The following is a 17,680-nucleotide window of genomic DNA, read 5'->3' on the forward strand; positions in this document are numbered from 1 at the left end:
ATTCAGCCGTTTCTTTCTTTTTCCGCAAGGCTTTTGGCGTACGCTTTTCCCCGTGAGCACCGAGGCGCCGTGACGGGGCAATGCCTTTTACAAAAAGGGCAGCGCAGGGGATCGGCGCCGGCGGGTGAAGCCGTCGCCGAGGACTGCTGATCCCGGGGCGTTCCCGCTTCCGGCGGGTCCGGCCGGCGTGGATGGCGTTTAAATATCATTGTCGCTTTCTCCTTCAAGCATGGCGGGCAAGATGATTTTCAATCTTTCGCGATGCATTATGGTTTACGTGGAAACTATGATAATGATAGCACCATATCGTTTCTGCGTCAACTATGCATAACAGCATATTTACAACGATATTTATTGTGATATACTTGTTATGGTTTCCTAATAAACATCTAAGTTGTGGAGCAGGTATCATGAAGCTTGAAGAAAATCAGCAGATAAAAGGCGCACTCGTTGCGAAAATGGATCAATTCATCAATAAAGTCAGCGCGGAAAGCTATGATTACGAGGAAGAATACCTGAAGGAAGCTCTGAAAAGCGAAAAGTACCCGGACCTGCCCGGCATGACGCTGACGGAGTGCCATGTGATCGACTGTATTGAAAGAAATCCGCTGATCAACGCGATAGGGATATCGCAGAAAATGAATATAACCAAAGGCGGTATTTCAAAAATTACAGCGCGTTTGCTGAAAAAGGGCCTGATCAGAATATACCGTTTGGAAGGGAATAGGAAAGAGATTTTTTATGCCCTGACGCCCCTTGGGAAAAAAGTATATCTCATCCATGAGCAGCTCCATGCGAAGATATACAAAAAAATCGATTCGGTGCTGGACCGCTATACTGAAACGGAACTGAAAACGATCGGAGATTTTATCGGCCGCGTTTCCGAGATCGTCTGACAGGCAGGCGGGTTTAAGCAAACGCCCATATCGCCGTCGGCAACGTTTACCATTACTATAAGAACGACCGCGCCGGGTGGGCGTCACGTGCTGCTTGACCGGTTTCATACACTGTACTGAGAATCCAAACACAGGAGCATCAGTACCATGAAAACTTTGAAATGCAGCCGATTGTCCACTACATACCAAAACTGTCCCCCGTCCTACACCCGCATTCTCCACGCCGCTCCTGACATGCCGCCCGTCGACGTGTACGTCAACGGAAATCCGGTCGCAATGAACCTTGCCTACAAGCAGACCGCGGGCTACTTCACGGTTTCGCCGTGTACGTATCATATAAAAATTTTCCCCTCCGGCAAAAAGTACGGGGAGTGCCCCATTGCCGAAGCGTGCTTTGAAATCTGTGCGAAAACCGCGACGACCTTCGCGTTCCTCGGAGACTGCCGCTGCGGCACAGGGCTGCTCGGCATCCAGGAGATTTTCGACCCGTGCCGCCGCCTGCGCGAACGGTGCAAGGCATACGTCCGCTTTATCAACCTCTCCCCGAATTCGCCGCCGCTTGACGTGGCAATTGTCGGCGGAACACGGCTTTTCCGGAACGTCCCGTATACGACGCATACGAAATACACCCCGGTGGACCCCGGCACCTATGTCTTTCAGCTGCGGCCCGCCGGATCAAGGCAGCAGGGTGTCGCCTCCGCGCCGGTCACGCTGGAGCGCGGCACGACGTCGACCGTCTACGCCCTGGGCAACGTGGGCGGAACGCCGCCGCTTGAGACGATCGCGACGGTCGACGGGAACTATTAGCGGGTCGTGACTCGATAACTCCGGCAAAAATAGATTCCCGCCTTCGCGGGAATGACATACCTGGGAGCGGTGGTCTCCTCTTTGTCATTCCCGCGAAGGCGGGAATCCACTTATCGCGCGTTATTCAATGTGTTTTGCCATAATCGCAGTAACCGCGGATGCTGCATATCTCGCATTTCGGTTTTCTGGCGGGGCAGACGGCGCGCCCGTGCAGGACGAGCCTGTGGCAAAAGTCGTTGGACTTGTCCGGCGGCAGGATGTCCCGAAGGGCCAGCTCGATCTTGTATGGGTCCTCGAAATTTACCAGACCGATACGGTTCGACAGCCGGATGCAGTGCGTGTCCACCACGACGGCGGGCTTGCGGTACACGTCGCCGAGGATGATGTTCGCCGTCTTGCGGCCGACCCCGGGGAGCTTCAGCAGTTCCTCCATCGTGCCGGGGACGCGGCCGCCGAAGTCGGAGATCAGCATTTGCGCCGCGCTGACGATATCCCTGGCCTTGGTGTGATAAAAACCGCAGGAATGGATATATTTTTCAACGTCGGCCACGTCCGCCTCAGCCAGGGACTGAAGCGTCGGGTAAGCCGCGTAGAAGGCGGGCGTGACCTGATTGACGCGCTCGTCGGTGCACTGGGCGGCCAGGCGCGTGGCAAACAAAAGCTCGTAATCCTTGACGTATTCCAGCGAGCAGAGCTCGTCGGGGTAGTCGGCTTCGAGAAGGCGGATGATTTCGTCGATCTCTTTTTTACTGTGCATATCAATACTCCAAAAGCGAATCTATAGGCATTATGATACCACGGTAAATGTTGAAAAGCCACTTTTTTTACTGTTTGTCAGTTGAAAATGCCGACAGATTTCGATATAATACGATTTATCACTTTAATAGATTAATGGGGGAAAACACGTGATTAAAGAGACGATGTCGTTTATTACCGGCTACGACCCTGAGGTCGGCGCGGCTGTCGAAAAGGAATTTGCCCGGCAGCGCAGAAATATCGAGCTGATCGCATCCGAAAACTGCGTCAGCGAGGCTGTCCTTTTGACCGCGGGTACCGTGCTGACGAACAAGTATGCCGAGGGGTATCCCGGACACCGCTATTACGGCGGCTGCGAGGAGGTCGACGTCGTCGAAGCCATCGCCATCGAGCGCGCGAAAAAGCTCTTCGGAGCCAGGTTCGCCAACGTCCAGCCCCACTCCGGGGTGTCCGCCAACTACGCGGCCTATATGACGCTGGTGAAGCCCGGCGACACGGTCCTGGGCATGAATCTTGACCACGGCGGGCATCTCTCACACGGCAGCCCGGCCAATTTCTCCGGTAAATATTACAATATCGTCTCCTACGGCGTCACGACGGATACCAACGTCATCGATTACGACCAGCTGCGGGACCTGGCCAAAAAGCACCGGCCCCGGATGATTATCGCCGGCGCGTCGGCCTATCCCCGCATCATCGACTTCAAGACTTTTTCCGAGATTGCGAAGGAGGTCGGCGCGTATCTGATGGTCGATATTGCTCATATCGCCGGGCTCGTGGCCGCGGGCGAGCACCCGTCGCCCGTCCCGTACGCCGACATCGTCACCTCCACGACCCATAAAACACTGCGCGGTCCCAGAGGCGGCCTGCTCCTGACGAACGACGAGGCGATTGCGAAAAAGATCAACAGCGCCGTGTTTCCCGGCGCGCAGGGCGGCCCGCTGATGCACATCGTCGCCGCCAAGGCCGTGGCGCTGGGCGAGGCGCTCAGGCCCGAATTCAAAACGTATCAGCAGCAGATCCGCAAAAACGCCAAAACGCTGGCCGCGGAGCTTTTGAAACATGGCTTCAACCTGGTCTCCGGCGGCACGGACAACCACCTGATGCTCGTGGACCTGCGCAAGTTCAACACCACGGGCCGCGACATGGAAAAGCTCCTGGACACCGTCTACATCACCGCCAACAAGAACAAGATCCCCAACGACCCGCAGAACGCCTCCCTGACCAGCGGCATCCGCCTCGGCACTCCGGCCGTGACGTCCCGAGGCTTTAAGGAGGAGGACATGGTCAAGGTCGCCGAGCTCATCTACCTGACGGCGTCCGATTACCAGAACAAGGCGGACTACATCCGCAGCGAAGTGAACAAGCTCACCGCCAAGCATCCGCTGTACGAATAATTGAATCATGATAACAGCGGGTGGGAGCGATCCCGCCCGCTGTGTTTCGAACGAGGTCAGGAAAGCGTATGACGTTCTTATCGAGGAAGGTATAGGCATCTACCCGCCGCACAGTACGACATACAGTTCCTGCACAATAAATTCGGTTTCCGCTGGGGACTGATGACGGAGCAGCTCGAACGGTGAAACTGCCGGGCGTATAATAGCGAGGCCGTAAAGTCGTGGGGTATGGGGCGAAGCCCCATTAGCGGGATCATAGGGGGCGCAGCCCCTTATACCTTTTTTTGGGCGGGCGGGTGGGGTATTGATATTTTGGCAGATTTCGGGTAGATTTGTACAAGGAAAGGCGATGATATCATGTACCGTCCCCTTGCGGATGAGATTCGCCCGACGTCGCTGGACGAGGTCGTGGGCCAGGAGCATATCCTGGGCAAAAACGGGCTGCTGCGGCGTATTATTGACAGCGGCACGATACCGAATATGATTTTTTACGGCCCGTCGGGTTCCGGCAAGACGACGGTGGCCAATATCATCGCGCTCAAATCCGGCCGTGCCCTCCATAAGCTCAACGCCACGACGGCCGGCACCGCCGATATCAAGAACATTATCGCGGAGCTGGACACCCTCATGACGCCCAACGGCGTGCTGCTATACCTCGATGAGATCCAGTACTTCAATAAGAAGCAGCAGCAGTCGCTGCTGGAGTTCATCGAAAACGGAAAAATTACGCTCATTGCCTCCACCACGGAAAATCCGTATTTCTACGTGTACAACGCCATATTGAGCCGCAGCACCGTCTTTGAGTTCAAGGCGCTCACGGCCCGGAGCGTCCTGCCCGCCGTGCTGCGGGCTGTGCGGCTCATGGAGGAACGGGAGGGCCTGCCCGCCGAGCTGGAGGAGGGCGTGGCCGAGCACATCGCCAGCGCCTGCGGCGGCGACGTCCGCAAGGCGGTCAACTCCGTGGAGCTTCTGTTCTCGTCCTCGGAGAGGACGGCGGACGCCATCCGTATCCGGCTGGAGGACGCCAAAGCGCTCTCCCAGCGCAGCGCCATGCGCTACGACAGAGAGGGCGACAGCCACTACGACATCATCTCCGCGCTGCAGAAATCCATCCGCGGCTCCGACCCGGACGCGGCGTTGCACTACCTGGCGCGCCTCCTGGAAGCCGGGGATCTGATTTCCCCGTGCCGGCGCCTTCTCGTCATTGCCGCCGAGGACATCGGCCTGGCGTACCCCCAGGCGGTGGCCGTCGTCAAGGCTTGCGTCGACGCGGCGCTCCAGCTGGGTCTGCCCGAGGCGCGTATCCCGCTGGCCGAGGCTGCCGTCCTGCTGGCCACCGCGCCCAAGTCAAACGCGGCCTGTCTTGCCATCGACGCCGCCATGGAGGATATCCGAAAGGGGCGGAGCGGCGACGTGCCGAGGGAGCTGCAGAACGTCCACGCCGACTCGGCGGGGCAGGAGCGCGGGCAGAATTATAAGTATCCGCACGACTACCCCGGTCACTGGGTGAAGCAGCAGTATCTCCCGAACGAGATCAAAAACGCCAGGTATTACGAGTACGGCGACAACAAGACCGAGCAGGCCGCGAAAAAATACTGGGATCTGATCAAAAACGGCGGGCAGGAAGCGTAAACATATAATACGGCGAATACCGCGTGAAAGGTGATACAGATGGACGTGCGGGTTGGGGATATTCTCACCATGAAAAAAAAGCACCCGTGCGGCGCTTTTACATGGCAGGTGCTTCGGACCGGGGCTGACTTCAAGCTCCGGTGCACCGGCTGCGGCCATGAGATCATGAGCCCGAGAAGCAGCATTGAAAAGCATATAAAGAAGCTGGAAAGAAAGGCCCCCTCTGACGAGGGAGCCCCGGACTGCCGATAAGCCCGAAGGCTTTATTAGACAAGTTGAGGCGAACACAGTTCGCCCCTGCGGGGACCATCCTGTCATTCCGGGCGAAAGCGCCGTGTCTCTCCGCGCTTTTCTCTCATGCTACGGCGCGATAATTTTGTCAATGATATCTTCCACTTGCGGGTAGAATATAAAAGCGTTCTCAATGCCCAGCCTGGAAGCGACGGTGAGCTTGCGCCGGATGCTGGCGGCGTTGTCGTACAGGACAAAGCGCGTGCCTTTCTTGTCGTGGTATGTAAAGTAGTAGGCGCAGAGGTCCTTTGAGAGGAAAGACTGGGCGTGCTGCTGCTCTATGAGCGCCTGAAGCTCTTCCGCCGTCAGCTCACGGCCGGCGCCGGTGACGGCCGGCAGGGAGAAATCCATGCGGACCCGTTCGATCTCCAGGGCGACCCGCCCGTCGTATTTTTTCAGCGCCTCGCCGATGTGGTCGCTGAGCGTGCCGCCCGACAGTGCCGACGGCACCAGGGCGATGACATGCTCGCTCGCCGATGCCAGCGCCTCGGGGACGTACACCTTCAGGCCCCGGGCTTTGGCGTCCGACGCCAGATGGGCCGTCAGGGATGTGAGCTGTGCTGACGACCGGCCGCCGGTGTCCAGGACGATGCCGGTGAAGCCGCTTTTTTCACATTCGTGGAGGAGCTCCGCCACAAAGGCCGCCGCCGGTCCGCCGCCTGTAAAACCGTCCGTGTCGACGACCATCAGCCCGCCTCTGACAAATTCGGTGCCCTGCGCACGGTAGAGGTGATACCCGCGGCCGATCCTGTAAATGATATGAGCGACCGGCAGCCCGGTCCGGGCGGCTGCGGCGATGTATTCCCGGGGCGCGGCGACAATAAGATTTGTGGTATTCTCCAATTGTACATTCCTCCCGACACATGGTAAAATCATACGTCCGCTTTCAGCGGAACATGTCCCTTGACTGCTTAAAATCAGAGTCTCCGCCCGCGGTGATTTGTTAAGGATAACCGATATAATAAAATATGATTTTAAGGTGCCTGATATGAGCTTTTCTCTGATACCGGATTATTCTTTCCGCAGCATCTGCGAAGTAACGCCCGAATTTCTGTTAAGCCGGGGTGTGGCCCTGCTGCTGCTTGATCTGGATAATACAATCGCCCCGTACGGCACCGTCGTTCCGCCCGAGGACATCGCCGCCTGGGCGAAAAACATGAAAAGAAACGGCATAGAGCTGTTTATCATCACGAACAACAGAGGCTCAAACCGCGTCGAGAGCCTGGCCTCCGCCTTTAAAATGAATTATATTATGAAAGCGCATAAGCCCTTCGTCTCCGGCATCAGCAGAGCGCTGGAGCAGCTGGGCAAAAAGCCCGGAGAAACAGCGCTCGCCGGCGACCAGGTGTATACCGATATCCTGGCGGCCAACTGCGCCGGCCTGCTGTCGATCATCGTGGAGCCCATTAAAATCAGAAACCCCATGCTCAACCTGCGCTACTGGCTGGAAGCCCCCTTCCGCGCGATGTGCCCGAATAAGTTGTAGGCGCGTAAAGCATATTAATATATCTAATAGATATATATCTGTTAGATATATGGTGCCCTTAAGCCACCGGACACGCCGTGGGGACGGCCGGCGGCCGTACCGGGGCGCGGCCCCATACCTTTGCTGGGTGGGCGGGCGGGAACAAAAAACAAGCCCGAAGGGAAGAGAGATAAAATGAACAATCTGGAGAAAATAAAAGCGGCCGTCAAAACCGGCGGCATCGACGCCGTGATGATCACCAGCGAATCGAACAGACAGTACGCCACGGGGTTTCACTCCTCGGCCGGCGTCGTCGTCGTCACCGCCGACAACGCCTGGTTTTTCACGGACTCGCGCTATATCGAGGCGGCCGCGAATGCGATTGACGGCGCCGAGGTGCTGATTGCCGACAGGGAAGAGCCTTACAGCAAGAGGATCAATAAGATTATCGGCGACGCCGGGATCAAAACGCTCGGCTTTGAGGACGAGCGCCTCACGTATGCCGAGTATATGGAATGGACCGGGAAGCTGACGGCAAAGCTCCGGCCCGCGCAGCAGGTCCTGTCGGGACTGCGCGCCGTCAAAAGCCGCGAGGACCTGGACGGCCTGATCCTGGTGCAGAGGATTGCGGAAAAGGCGTTCGGGGAGCTCCTGCCGCTGGTTTCGGAAAAGATCACGGAGAGGGAGCTGGCGGCCGAGCTTGTTTACAAAATGATGAAAAACGGCGCGGACGACAAGTCCTTCGACCCCATCGTCGTCTCGGGCGAGCGCTCCAGCATGCCCCACGGCGTCCCGACGGACGCCCGCATCCAAAAGGGCTTTCTGACGATCGATTTCGGCGCCAGGAAAAACGGCTGGTGCTCCGATACGACCCGGACGCTCTGCGTCGGCAAGCCGGATGAGGAAATGGACCAGATATACCATACCGTCCTGAACGCGCAGCTTGCGGGCATCGCGGCGGCAAGGGCGGGGGTAAAGGGCAGCGCAATCGACGGCGCGGCCCGCCGCGTGATCGATGAGGCGGGCTATGGGAAGTTTTTCGGCCACGGCTTCGGCCACGGGCTGGGGCTTGAGGTGCATGAGACGCCCAGCGCCGGGCCCTCTTACGATAAGGAGATCCCCGAAGGCGCCGTCATTTCGGCGGAACCCGGCATCTATATTCCGGGCAAATACGGCGTGCGTATCGAGGATGTCGTTTACGTCACAAAGGACGGGTGCGAAAACATTACGAATCTGCCGAAGGCACTTCTGGTTGTATAAATTGTCCTTGCAAACGCTGAACATATAGGATAAAATCAGTAAGAGAGAAGACAATATACAGGAGGATAAAAAATGATTTCTGCAAGTGATTTCAGAAACGGCGTGACATTTGAGATGGACGGGAAGGTCATGCAGGTTGTTGAATTCCAGCATGTAAAGCCCGGCAAAGGCGCGGCTTTTGTCCGCACCAAAATAAAAAATGTCATCACGGGCGCCGTGGTTGAAACCTCGTTCAACCCCACGGATAAATTTGAAAACGCCTTCGTTGAGCGCCGCGACATGGAATACAGCTATAACGACGGAAATCTCTACTATTTTATGGATATGGAGACGTTTGAGCTGGAGCCCATCGACGGGAGCCTCCTGGGAGACAACTTTAAATTCGTCAAGGAAAATATGCCGTGCACAATCTATTCCTATAAGGGAAAGGTTTACAACGTCGAGCCGCCCAACTTTGTCGAGCTCGTCATTACGCAGACGGACCCCGGCTTTAAGGGCGATACGGCGACAAACGTGACAAAGCCGGCGACTGTTGAAACCGGCGCGGAGGTCAAGGTGCCTTTGTTTATCAGCGAAGGGGAGAAAATCCGGATAGACACCAGAACCGGTGAATATCTGGAACGCGCGAAGGGCTGATGCCATACGATGGCTTTAGTATACGAAACTGGCTTAAATATCTGAAGGAGGCGTCATTATGACAGTATCGGAAAAAGTAGCATATCTTAAAGGACTGGCTGAGGGACTCGGACTTGACACAGAGACAAAAGAGGGGAAACTCATTTCGGTGATCATTGATACTCTGGAAGATATTTCTCTGGAGCTTGAAGAGCTCAACGAAAACGCGCTTGATATCGGCGACGAGCTGGACGCCCTGTCCGACGATCTGTCCGACGTGGAGGAAGTCATCTTCGGCGACGGCGATGACGACGACCTGGACGACGACGATGACGGGTGCTGTGACGACGACTGCTGCTGCGGCGAGGAGGACTGCGCCTATGAGGTGACGTGTCCGTCCTGCGGCGAGGATATCGTCATCGAGGAGTCCGACCTTGAAAACGGCTCGATCACTTGCCCCAAGTGCGGCGATAAGCTGGAGTTTGAATTCGACGAGGATGACGAGAACGGCGAAGGGGAATCCGACTGAAACCCTTGAGCTGTCATTGAGACTGAGCGCCTCCGGGCTTTCCCGGAGGCGCTTTTTTGCAGGATGCCCGGGCGGCGCGGCGGCCTGACGCAGCGGCGCCGACAGCGCGCAAAATGTTAAAATGTGTTGACAAACGGGACTTTTCTGGAGTATGGTAGGGCTACGATTGAACATTTGTTTACATAAAAGTAAAATTAGAGCTGTGCGCTTTTGGTATCGCAGCGCCGCTCCTTATGGTGAATTCAGCAATTGCGCGCATCGGTTCAGGGGCCTGAAGCAGGCGCACGTCGGCAGCGGGCGCGAGGGCAAGGCGGGCATTTACCGCGCGCTGCCGGCAATATCGGCGCGCTGATGAAGAACGCGCTTGAACATTCGCGCAGGAAATAGGTGATGTCGATGGAAAATGACAGGGATCAGCTTAAAAAGCCGCGTCCGGCGCTGCCGCCGGATTTTCTGCTGCTCATGTGCCTTGCCGTATCGGCCGTCCTGCTGGCGGTCGGGCTTTTCGTCCATGTGGCGGCATGGCTGAAAATATTTATCTTTGCGTCCTCTGTCGTCCTGGCCGGTTATGACGTCGCGGTCGACACGGTGGTAAAGATCGTCAGGGAACACGATTTCGACGAGAGCTTTCTGGTCGTCATCGCGGCCATCGGCGTATTTCTGATCGGCAGGGAGGCCGAGGGCGCGGCTGTGATGCTGCTGTTCCGGGTCGGCGAGGTTGTGCGCGATAAGGCCGCCAAAAGGCTGAAGAGCTCTATTGAGGGATTTGTGGATCTGCGGCCCGACGAGGTCAACGCCGTCGTCAGCGGCGCCATTGTCCGCAAGGCGGCCGGCAAGATCAGGGAAGGCGACGTGATCTCCGTGGCCCCTGGCGAACGCTTCGCCCTGGACGGCGTCGTCGTCAGCGGCGTGTCGGAGGTGGACGCTTCCGCGCTGACCGGCTCGTCCGTCCGCCGGACGGTACGGGAGGGCAGCGAGGTCCTGTCGGGCTGCCTGAACCTGACCGGTACGCTGGACATCCGCGCTACGTGTGAGTTCGACGGCACCACAGTGTCGCGCCTTTTGAAGTTTGTGGAAAAGGACGAGAGCAAAAAGGCGCGGCCGGAAAAGAAGATCGCGCGTTTCGCGGGCATCTTTACCCCGACGGTTATCGCCGCCACGCTCGTTGTCGGCGTCCTTGTCCCGCTGTTCGGCGGCTTCGACTTCAGGCCGTGGCTGAGTAGGGCGTTCGGGTTCCTGGCCGTATCCGGCGCCAGCGCGCTGGTGATTTCCATTACGCTGACGTACTTTGCCGGCATCGGCGGCGCCGCTAAAAAAGGCATCCTCTTCAAGGGCGCCAGCATCGTTGACGCCGCCGCCCACGCCACGTCCGTCGTGTTTGACAAAACGGGGACGCTGACGACGGGCAGCTATCAGGTGGCCGATATCCAGTCGTATAATATTCCCGCGGACCAGCTTTTGATGCTGGGCGCTTACGCCGAGGCGTATTCCAGACACCCGATGGCCCGCGCGATCATCGCCGAGGCAGGATTTACGCCCGACTATGACAGAATTTCCAATTACCGCGAGATCAGCGGCAAGGGCACCGAGGTCGATATCAGCGGCATGACCGTCACAGCCGGGAACGCGCTCATGATGGAGGAGCTTGGCATCACGCCCGATATCGCGGAAAACGACGCCAGCGTCGTCTACATCGCGGTGAGCGGCAAATATGCCGGCCGCATCCTCCTCCGGGACACCATCCGACCGGACGCGAAAAGGACCGTCAGGGATCTGCACAACATCGGCATCGACAGGATCGCCATGTTCACGGGAGATAAAAAGAGCGCGGCCGGGGAGATCGCCAGCCAGCTCGGCATACTTGAATTTTACGCGGAATATCAGGTGGAGGACAAGCTCAAAAGGCTCCGGGGGCTCAACGAGATGCAGCTCCCGGGCGACAAGCTGATTTTCATCGGCGACGGAGCCAGCGACGTACCCGTCCTGCGCCTGGCCGACGTGGGCGCCGCCATCGGCGGACTGGGGTCCGATGAGGCCGCCGACGCTGCCGGTATGGTCATCATGACCGACGAACCCAGCAAAATCACCGAGGCGATCAAGCTTGCCCGGACTACCGATAAAATCGTCGGGCAGAACATCACCGTGTCGCTGGTGCTCAAAGGGCTGGTTCTCCTGCTGGTGGCGCTGGGCCTCGCCACGGCATGGGTCGCCGTTTTGGCGGACGCCGTTGTGTCCGTGCTCGCCGTTCTGAACGCCATGCGCGCCTTCGGGCTCGGCCGGAGGGCGTTCATAAACGGTCCGGAGGAGGAAGACGGCGTCTGAGTCAAAAATAATTGAGGCGGCCTTGTGACCGCCTCAATACGTATATTTTTACTTTGCGCTTGTCGTCTTCTTCTGCGGCTGGCTGACGTTCTGGCTCTGATTCGTGTTTAAGTTCCTGTTCTGCTGACTGCCTGTGTCTGACTGCTGGTTTTTGCCCTTGCTGGGCATAAACACACACCTCCTTTTTCCGAAATTACTTGTATTCTGCACAGGCAAAATCCGTTTTATACCTCCGGAAGAAGAAAATGGAAGATGCGGCCCGGCCTCTTAATTTTGGCGGCGCAAAGGCTTGCCACGCACGTGAAAATATGTTAAAATCTCTGAGGCCCAAAGCACAGGCGTTATCTGGTTACAACAAGGAGAGGTTACAATGTCGGGGCATTCAAAATGGCACAATATACAAAAAACAAAAGGCGCGGCCGACGCCAAAAGGGCGCAGGCCTATACGAAAATAGCCCGCGAAATGATCGTCGCGGTGAAAGAAGGCGGCAGCGGCGATCCCTCTTATAACGCGCGCTTGGCCACCGTCATCGCCAAAGCGAAAGCGGCGAATATGCCGAACGATAACATTAAGCGCACCATCGACAAGGCGCTGGGCAGCGGCAGCGGCGACAGTTACGAAAGCGTCACCTACGAGGGCTACGGTCCGGCTGGCGTCGCCGTCATCGTGGAAGCGATGACCGACAACCGCAACAGGACGGCCTCGGAGGTTCGCCACCATTTTGACAAATACGGCGGCAACCTGGGCGCCACGGGCTGCGTGGCCTGGTCCTTCGACCGCAAGGGCGTCATCGTCATCGACAACGAGGACGGTGACTACGACGAGGACACTGTCCTGTCCGACGCGCTGGACGCGGGGGCCGACGATATCGTTACCGACGAAGAAGCCTTTGAGGTCTATACCTCTGTCGATAATTTCAGCAGCGTCGCCGCGGCGCTGGAAAATAAAAAATATAAATTCCTCTCGGCTCAGGTCGAAATGGTGCCGCAGAATTATGTGAAGCTCACAGACCCCGACGACGTCAAAAACTTCGAGCGCATGATCGAGCTCCTGGAAGACAACGACGACGTCCAAAACGTCTGGCACAACTGGGACGAGGAATAAAAGCCGAAAGCTTGCAAATCCCCCGCGGTATGTCTTGATTGCATACCGCGGGGGATTTCAGTCTGTCGATAAAGCCCGTTGGGCTTTATCCGACAAGGGGATGCATGCGGCGCGCTCAGCCGCGCCCCGCATGAGAAGTGTCACTCCGGAGGCGCATGTCCTCCTGCGTGACAAATTACAGATTTATTTGCCGCCCCGGCGGCAAACTCTGCGAGGCTTCGCCCTCTGTAAGCGGGCTTTTTGACAAGCAAAAAAAGGACGGTTTTCCGTCCTTTTTTGCTTTGGCGATGTTTTGGGCGATGGTTCAGGTTGACCTGGACCGGCTCCCGCTGGCGAGATTGACGATCCAGAGCAGGATGACGGCGCCGACGGTGGCCACGACGAGACTCCAGAAATTGAAGCCGGTGATGCCGGTGCCGCCGAAGAGATGAAACAGAAATCCGCCGATGAATGCGCCGACGATGCCGACAAGGATATTGGCGAAAACACCCATCCGTTTATCCCGACGCATGATGATACTCGCGATCCAGCCGGCGATACCGCCTAGAATGACCCAGCCTAATATGCTCAATGTGTTCACATCCTGACATTCTTAGTGAAGGATTTCTCCTATTCTAGTATTGCAATAAAAAAAGTATCAATGCATCGCCGTGCGGTATCCGGTTTGACAAATTATGCGCCCCTGCGGAACAAAAGGAATTTGTTTTATAAAAAAACTATGATTTTAATTTGACCCAAAGGTCGTCGTACTGCCTGAGCGTATCCTGCGGCAGATTGACGTAAATCTGGCAGCGGCTCAGGATATCGTCGGAGGGGAACATGACGGCTGCGGTCTCGGCGTCCAGCGTTTTGGCGTACTCGTCGGCCGCATCCTTATTCGGCGAGGTGTAGCTGGTATACTCCATGTTTTTCAGGCTGACGTCCTTAGAGCACATGAAGTTGATGAACAGCTCGGCGTTCTTTTTGTTGGCCGCGCCCTTGGGAACGCACATGGCGTCCACAAACTGGTTGGTACCCTCGCTCGGCGCAACGAATTTCAGATCGGGATTCGACTCCTTCATGGTCACGTAGTCGCCGGCGTAATAGGGCGCGATGGCGGCCTCGCCGCTCTCCAGCTTGTCAAAGATCTGGTCCATCACGTAGGCCTGTACCAGCGGCTTCTGCTGGCGCAGCAGATCGTAGGCCGCGTTCAGCTCGTCGGCGTTCGTCGTGTTGACGGCGTAGCCGAGGCGCAACAGGGCGATGGCCAGGGCGTCGCGCGAGTTGTCGAACATGAGAATCTTGCCCGCGTATTTGCTGTCGAACAGCCCGCTCCAGCTGGTGATATCGTCGGGGATCATCTTTGTATTGTAGATGAGGCCGACGATGCCCGTCATATAGGCCGCCGAGTATTCGCCCGTGGGGTCATAGTCCAGCTTCTTGTATTTGTCGTCGATCTGGCTGTAGTTCGGGATATTTGAGAAGTCCAGCTTCTCGAGCATGTTTTCCGCGATGAGGCGGGAGATCATGTAGTCCGACGGAATGATGACGTCGTAGCTGGAGCCGCCCGTCTTTAAAACGGCGTACATGGATTCGTTATCGGAGAATGTGGTGTAATTGACCTTGATACCGGTCTGTTTTTCAAAATCGGCAAAAATGCTCTCGTCGATATACTCGCCCCAGTTGTAGACGTTGACCTCGCCGGACGATGTTTTTCCGCCCCCGGCGGCGCAGCCGGCCAGAAGCGCCGCAAGCATGACGGCGGCGACGGCAAAGGAAAAAGCTTTTTTCATGGACGATACCCCTTTACGAATGATGATGTGAATTTTGTTTTTTAACGCGTTCTTCCTGCCGGACCTCCCGGAAATTGATGATCAGCAGCATGATGAGGACGAAGACGAACAAAAGCGTCGACACGGCGTTGATCTTCGGGCTGATCCGCCTCCTGGTCATGGAATAGATGGTCATGGAGAGCGTCTGCACCTGGGAGCCGGCCGTAAAGTAGCTGATAACAAAGTCGTCGATGGACATCGTAAAGGCGATGATCATGCCGTTGATGATGCCGGGCATGATTTCGGGAATGATGACCTTGTAAAAGGCCTGGAACCAGGTGCAGCCCAGGTCCTGCGCGGCGTCCACCAGGTTTTTGTCCAACTGGCGGAGCTTCGGCATGACCGACAGGATGACATAGGGAATATTAAAGGTAATATGCGCAATCAGGAGCGTCCCAAAGCCCAGCTCGAACTTTAAAACGGCGCCGAGCGAGACGAACAGGAGGCACAGCGATACGCCCGTGACGATGTCGGCGTTGATGACAGGGATATTGCTCACCGCCAGCAGCGGGCTCTGCCAGCGCCGACGCATGTTGTTCAGGCCGATAGCGGCAAACGTGCCGGCGACAGTGGCGATCAGCGCCGCGAAAATGGAGACGGTCAGCGTCGTCCAGAGAGAGCTCATGATGGCGCTGTCCTGAAAGAGCTGCCTGTACCAGTCGAACGTAAAGCCGCTCCACACCGTCCGGCTCTTGGTGCTGTTGAAGGAAAAGGCGATGAGCAGCGCGATGGGAGCGTACAGGAAGATGAAGATCAGCACAAGGAAGATGCGGCTTGTGGGAAGAGGACGTTTTTTCACAGCATCACCGCCTGTTCTTCACCGGCGCCGAATTTGTTCATCAGCCACATGCAGAGCATGACGACGATCATCATCACAAAAGCGATCGCCGAGCCGAGATGCGGGTTGTAGGCCGTGCCGAGAAACTGCATTTCAATGAGATCGCCCAGGAGCATGTTGCTGCCGCCGCCCAAAAGCTGCGAGATGACAAAGGTGGAAACGGCCGGGACAAAGACCATGGTGATCCCCGACAACACGCCGGGCAGGCTCAGCGGGAAGATGACCTTTCTGAAAATGGTCAATCCGCCGGCGCCCAGATCCTGGGCGGCCTCGATCAGGCTGCGGTCTATCTTGACGATAACGGAATAGACCGGCAGGATCATGAAGGGCAGAAAGTTATATACCATGCCGATCACCACGGCGCCCGGGGTGTTGATGATGCCGACGGCGGGCAGCCCGACGGCGGTGAGCAGGCGGTTCAAAAGTCCCGTATTTTCAAGAATGGACATCCAGGCATATGTCCGCAGGAGAAAATTCATCCACATGGGCAGCATGACGAGCATCAGGAGGATGCGCTGCAGCCGCGGCCGCTCCTTGGCGAGGATATAGGCCACGGGGTAGCCGATGATAATGCAGATGACGGTGGATATGACGGCCAGCAGAAACGACCGGATAAAGACGGAAATGTAATCGCCCATCTTTGCAAAGCTCTCCAGCGAGAAGGCGCCGCCGGAATTCGTCACCGCGTAGGCGAGGATGATGACGACGGGCGTTACGACGAAGAGCGCCATCCAGCCGACGTAGGGGATGGCCAGCGTCCTAAGCTTCATACATTTCCTCCTCGGCGCTTTCCTCCTCGGGCTCGTATTCAACGTCGCTGATTTCGTCGTACTCGGCGCTGTAGGAGCTGTAGTCGCCGAATTTGCCGCTGTAGTCGCTTTTGCTCATGATGTGGATGCCGTCCGGGTCGATCTTGATGCCGATATACGCGCCGACGGTCACAAGGTCCGTCGTCTGGATAAGCCATTTGAAGCCCTTGAAGTCCACGATGACGTCGTAGTGGACGCCCTTGAACGTGATGTTCGTCACGGTGCCGGTGAGCATGCCGTCTTTGACGTCGACAATGTCCACGTCCTCGGGACGGATGACCACGTCCACCGGCGCGTTTTCCGCAAAGCCGGTGTCCAGGCACTTGAATTTCCGGCCGAATATCTCCACGATGCCGTCGGAGATCATCGTCCCGTCGACGATATTGCTCTCGCCGATGAAATCGGCCACAAAGGCGTTGACCGGCTCGTTGTAAATCTGCTCGGGCGTCCCGATCTGCTGGATTTTGCCCGCGTCCATGACGACGACGGTGTCACTCATGGCCAGGGCTTCCTCCTGGTCGTGGGTGACATATATAAAGGTAATGCCCATCGCCTCGTGGATGCGCTTGAGCTCGTTTTGCATATCCTTGCGAAGGCGCATGTCCAAAGCGCCCAGCGGCTCGTCCAGAAGCAGCACCTTCGGCTTGTTGACGAGCGCCCGGGCGATCGCCACGCGCTGCTGCTGGCCGCCGGACAGGGAAGAGACGTCGCGGTACTCAAAGCCCTTGAGGCTGACGATCTCCAGCATCTCGAGAACGCGCGACGAAATCTCCTGCTTCGAGAGCTTTTTCCCCTCGTGCCTGTTGATCTTAAGGCCGAACGCGACGTTTTCAAAGACGTTCAGGTGAGGGAAGAGGGCGTATTTCTGAAAAACCGTATTGACGGTCCGCTTATAGGGCGGGACATCATTAATCCTCACACCGTCAAAATAGACGTCTCCGGACGCGGGCGTCACGAAGCCGCCGATGATCCGCAGCGTCGTGGTTTTGCCGCATCCGCTGGGACCGAGCAGTGTGAGGAATTCTTTATCATTTATGACGAGATTTATGCTGTCTAAAACAACTTCTCCGTCAAACGCCATCGTTAACTCCGACAGGCGAATCAACTCTTTGGACATCTATCGGCCCCCGTTTCCATGTGAAAATAA

At 56.9% G+C, this 17,680-nt stretch carries 18 protein-coding genes; 11 read left to right on the plus strand and 7 right to left on the minus strand.

Annotated elements, in window-relative coordinates:
• Positions 1–410 precede the first annotated feature (410 nt).
• On the plus strand, positions 411–896 hold the full coding sequence (locus tag BUB60_RS07440; RefSeq protein ID WP_073077291.1) for a MarR family transcriptional regulator: 486 nt from the start codon (positions 411–413) through the stop codon (positions 894–896).
• A gap of 147 nt (positions 897–1,043) precedes the next feature.
• Positions 1,044–1,703: a DUF4397 domain-containing protein gene (locus BUB60_RS07445; protein WP_073077293.1), complete on the plus strand. Its 660-nt coding sequence runs from the start codon at positions 1,044–1,046 to the stop codon at positions 1,701–1,703.
• Between the two features lie 124 nt (positions 1,704–1,827).
• Here the strand turns inward: BUB60_RS07445 and nth are convergent, their stop codons facing one another.
• Entirely contained in the window at positions 1,828–2,460 is a 633-nt protein-coding gene (gene nth, locus BUB60_RS07450; protein ID WP_073077295.1) for an endonuclease III, read from the minus strand.
• Between the two features lie 163 nt (positions 2,461–2,623).
• Between nth and glyA the strand changes: the two genes are divergently transcribed.
• The 3 genes from glyA (at position 2,624) to BUB60_RS07465 (ending at position 5,740) form a co-directional block, all read left to right on the plus strand.
• The gene (gene glyA, locus BUB60_RS07455; protein WP_200796616.1) at positions 2,624–3,856 is read left to right on the plus strand and encodes a serine hydroxymethyltransferase; all 1,233 of its coding nucleotides are present in this window, start codon (positions 2,624–2,626) and stop codon (positions 3,854–3,856) included.
• A gap of 357 nt (positions 3,857–4,213) precedes the next feature.
• Positions 4,214–5,488, plus strand: coding sequence for a replication-associated recombination protein A (locus tag BUB60_RS07460; protein ID WP_200796611.1), 1,275 nt, complete (start codon positions 4,214–4,216; stop codon positions 5,486–5,488).
• A 39-nt stretch (positions 5,489–5,527) separates the two neighbouring features.
• Entirely contained in the window at positions 5,528–5,740 is a 213-nt protein-coding gene (locus BUB60_RS07465; RefSeq protein ID WP_073077301.1) for a DUF951 domain-containing protein, read from the plus strand.
• Positions 5,741–5,848: 108 nt separating this feature from the next.
• Here BUB60_RS07465 and BUB60_RS07470 read toward each other — a convergent pair whose 3' ends face one another.
• Positions 5,849–6,622: a glycoside hydrolase family 18 protein gene (locus BUB60_RS07470; protein WP_073077303.1), complete on the minus strand. Its 774-nt coding sequence runs from the start codon at positions 6,620–6,622 to the stop codon at positions 5,849–5,851.
• A 145-nt stretch (positions 6,623–6,767) separates the two neighbouring features.
• Here BUB60_RS07470 and BUB60_RS07475 point away from each other — a divergent pair, with 145 nt between their 5' ends.
• The 6 genes from BUB60_RS07475 to BUB60_RS07500 all read left to right on the plus strand — a co-directional run bounded on the left by BUB60_RS07475 (position 6,768) and on the right by BUB60_RS07500 (position 13,075).
• The gene (locus tag BUB60_RS07475) at positions 6,768–7,265 is read left to right on the plus strand and encodes a YqeG family HAD IIIA-type phosphatase (RefSeq protein WP_073077305.1); all 498 of its coding nucleotides are present in this window, start codon (positions 6,768–6,770) and stop codon (positions 7,263–7,265) included.
• 174 nt (positions 7,266–7,439) lie between these two features.
• The gene (locus BUB60_RS07480; RefSeq protein WP_073077307.1) at positions 7,440–8,504 is read left to right on the plus strand and encodes a M24 family metallopeptidase; all 1,065 of its coding nucleotides are present in this window, start codon (positions 7,440–7,442) and stop codon (positions 8,502–8,504) included.
• 72 nt (positions 8,505–8,576) lie between these two features.
• The gene (gene efp, locus BUB60_RS07485; RefSeq protein ID WP_073077309.1) at positions 8,577–9,140 is read left to right on the plus strand and encodes an elongation factor P; all 564 of its coding nucleotides are present in this window, start codon (positions 8,577–8,579) and stop codon (positions 9,138–9,140) included.
• Positions 9,141–9,198: 58 nt separating this feature from the next.
• A complete protein-coding gene (locus tag BUB60_RS07490; protein ID WP_073077311.1) occupies positions 9,199–9,648 on the plus strand; it encodes a CD1247 N-terminal domain-containing protein in 450 nt (149 codons plus the stop codon).
• Positions 9,649–10,038: 390 nt separating this feature from the next.
• Positions 10,039–11,970, plus strand: coding sequence for a heavy metal translocating P-type ATPase (locus tag BUB60_RS07495; RefSeq protein ID WP_084726333.1), 1,932 nt, complete (start codon positions 10,039–10,041; stop codon positions 11,968–11,970).
• 370 nt (positions 11,971–12,340) lie between these two features.
• Complete coding sequence (locus BUB60_RS07500) at positions 12,341–13,075, plus strand: YebC/PmpR family DNA-binding transcriptional regulator (protein WP_073077312.1); 735 nt, start codon at positions 12,341–12,343, stop codon at positions 13,073–13,075.
• A gap of 304 nt (positions 13,076–13,379) precedes the next feature.
• Here the strand turns inward: BUB60_RS07500 and BUB60_RS07505 are convergent, their stop codons facing one another.
• From BUB60_RS07505 to BUB60_RS07525, 5 genes are all read right to left on the minus strand, one after another.
• On the minus strand, positions 13,380–13,655 hold the full coding sequence (locus BUB60_RS07505) for a GlsB/YeaQ/YmgE family stress response membrane protein (RefSeq protein WP_479725497.1): 276 nt from the start codon (positions 13,653–13,655) through the stop codon (positions 13,380–13,382).
• A gap of 136 nt (positions 13,656–13,791) precedes the next feature.
• Complete coding sequence (locus BUB60_RS07510) at positions 13,792–14,847, minus strand: ABC transporter substrate-binding protein (protein ID WP_073077314.1); 1,056 nt, start codon at positions 14,845–14,847, stop codon at positions 13,792–13,794.
• Positions 14,848–14,860: 13 nt separating this feature from the next.
• Complete coding sequence (locus BUB60_RS07515) at positions 14,861–15,685, minus strand: ABC transporter permease (protein WP_073077315.1); 825 nt, start codon at positions 15,683–15,685, stop codon at positions 14,861–14,863.
• A complete protein-coding gene (locus tag BUB60_RS07520) occupies positions 15,682–16,494 on the minus strand; it encodes an ABC transporter permease (RefSeq protein ID WP_073077316.1) in 813 nt (270 codons plus the stop codon). The genes BUB60_RS07515 and BUB60_RS07520 overlap by 4 nt, the downstream gene beginning before the upstream one ends.
• A complete protein-coding gene (locus tag BUB60_RS07525) occupies positions 16,484–17,650 on the minus strand; it encodes an ABC transporter ATP-binding protein (protein WP_073077317.1) in 1,167 nt (388 codons plus the stop codon). Before BUB60_RS07525 ends, BUB60_RS07520 begins: the two co-directional genes overlap by 11 nt.
• Positions 17,651–17,680: the final 30 nt, after the last annotated feature.

The organism is Sporobacter termitidis DSM 10068 (assembly GCF_900130065.1).
Lineage (GTDB): Bacteria > Bacillota > Clostridia > Oscillospirales > Oscillospiraceae > Sporobacter > Sporobacter termitidis.

Bases quoted from the DNA above. Each gene is read 5' to 3' on its own strand.
- BUB60_RS07440 (WP_073077291.1), top strand. From the start codon at position 411: ATGAAGCTTGAAGAAAATCAGCAGATAAAAGGCGCACTCGTTGCGAAA.
- BUB60_RS07445 (WP_073077293.1), top strand. From the start codon at position 1,044: ATGAAAACTTTGAAATGCAGCCGATTGTCCACTACATACCAAAACTGT.
- nth (WP_073077295.1), bottom strand. From the start codon at position 2,460: ATGCACAGTAAAAAAGAGATCGACGAAATCATCCGCCTTCTCGAAGCC.
- glyA (WP_200796616.1), top strand. From the start codon at position 2,624: ATGTCGTTTATTACCGGCTACGACCCTGAGGTCGGCGCGGCTGTCGAA.
- BUB60_RS07460 (WP_200796611.1), top strand. From the start codon at position 4,214: ATGTACCGTCCCCTTGCGGATGAGATTCGCCCGACGTCGCTGGACGAG.
- BUB60_RS07465 (WP_073077301.1), top strand. From the start codon at position 5,528: ATGGACGTGCGGGTTGGGGATATTCTCACCATGAAAAAAAAGCACCCG.
- BUB60_RS07475 (WP_073077305.1), top strand. From the start codon at position 6,768: ATGAGCTTTTCTCTGATACCGGATTATTCTTTCCGCAGCATCTGCGAA.
- BUB60_RS07480 (WP_073077307.1), top strand. From the start codon at position 7,440: ATGAACAATCTGGAGAAAATAAAAGCGGCCGTCAAAACCGGCGGCATC.
- efp (WP_073077309.1), top strand. From the start codon at position 8,577: ATGATTTCTGCAAGTGATTTCAGAAACGGCGTGACATTTGAGATGGAC.
- BUB60_RS07490 (WP_073077311.1), top strand. From the start codon at position 9,199: ATGACAGTATCGGAAAAAGTAGCATATCTTAAAGGACTGGCTGAGGGA.
- BUB60_RS07495 (WP_084726333.1), top strand. From the start codon at position 10,039: ATGTCGATGGAAAATGACAGGGATCAGCTTAAAAAGCCGCGTCCGGCG.
- BUB60_RS07500 (WP_073077312.1), top strand. From the start codon at position 12,341: ATGTCGGGGCATTCAAAATGGCACAATATACAAAAAACAAAAGGCGCG.
- BUB60_RS07510 (WP_073077314.1), bottom strand. From the start codon at position 14,847: ATGAAAAAAGCTTTTTCCTTTGCCGTCGCCGCCGTCATGCTTGCGGCG.
- BUB60_RS07520 (WP_073077316.1), bottom strand. From the start codon at position 16,494: ATGAAGCTTAGGACGCTGGCCATCCCCTACGTCGGCTGGATGGCGCTC.
- BUB60_RS07525 (WP_073077317.1), bottom strand. From the start codon at position 17,650: ATGTCCAAAGAGTTGATTCGCCTGTCGGAGTTAACGATGGCGTTTGAC.